Annotated in this window: 2 protein-coding genes; both read right to left on the reverse strand. The window is 30.9% G+C overall.

Going from position 1 to position 1,013, the window contains the following annotated elements:
• Nucleotides 1-61: 61 nt before the first annotated feature.
• Nucleotides 62-859: a tyrosine-type DNA invertase PsrA gene (psrA, locus tag HT708_RS11535; RefSeq protein WP_023934726.1), complete on the reverse strand. Its 798-nt coding sequence runs from the start codon at nucleotides 857-859 to the stop codon at nucleotides 62-64.
• 56 nt (nucleotides 860-915) lie between these two features.
• A partial coding sequence (locus HT708_RS11540; protein ID WP_172923170.1) for a restriction endonuclease subunit S occupies nucleotides 916-1,013 on the reverse strand: 98 nt, incomplete at its 5' end.

Raw genomic sequence — 1,013 nt, forward strand, 5'->3', positions numbered from 1 at the left:
ATAATAAGAGCCATAATCACAAAAAAATAGCAGATGGTCAATTTGACCACCTGTTATTTTTTTACCAATTAACAATTTTATCTACAATATTTTGTTGTTCAGTAGCTGTTTTCCTTAGATAAATTCGAGTAGTTTCTATACTTTCGTGTCCCATCAAATCTGCAAGCAAGGCAATATCATTATACTTCGATAAAAAATTCTTAGCAAATAAATGTCTAAAAGAATGAGGGTAAATTACTTTAGGATTCATTTTGTATTTATCAGCATAATTTTTTAACTGTTGAGCAACTCCTCTTGCTGTAATTGGTTCATTAAATTTATTCAAAAATAAATAACCACTTCGGCGATTTTCTGATTCTAACCAACTAAGACAACTATTTCTTAATTTTTTAGGAATGTACAGTCTACGAATTTTACCACCTTTTGAGTAAATGTCAAAATAACCGATTTCTACATGCTCTACTTTTAGTTTAATAAGCTCACTTACACGAGCCCCAGTTGCACCTAAAAACCAAACGACAAAATGCCATTTTAAAATACCATCTTTTTTCAAACTACGTTTAAGAAAAAGGTAATCAGCATGGCTAATGACATCTTCTAAAAACGGTTTTTGCTGTACTTTGACAAATTTTAATTTCAAATCATCATGACCAATAAAAGTCAGATATTTATTTACTCCTTGTAGTCGCAAATTGACAGTTTTAGGTTTAAAATTGTCTAATAAATATCCCTTGTATTCAAATAAATCTTCCATTTTGAGTTCATAATTCTCCAAGAAAAATCGAACACCATAAAGGTACGAACGCACAGTATTTTCAGCTAAACCAGCTTTCTTCAAATGTAATTCAAATTCTTTCAACGTAAAACTCCTATCTTATGTTTGATAGAAATTCCACCGCACGTAAAACTATTATACTAAATTAGTGCGTCAATATGGGCGAAAAATTGTTCGATTTTATCAACGATTCTGGATTGTTCAGGAAGGGGTGGGAGTGGGATTAGAATAGAAGCAA

This window comes from Streptococcus sp. 3613 (assembly GCF_013277375.1).
In the GTDB taxonomy this organism is placed as follows: Bacteria; Bacillota; Bacilli; order Lactobacillales; family Streptococcaceae; genus Streptococcus; species Streptococcus pseudopneumoniae.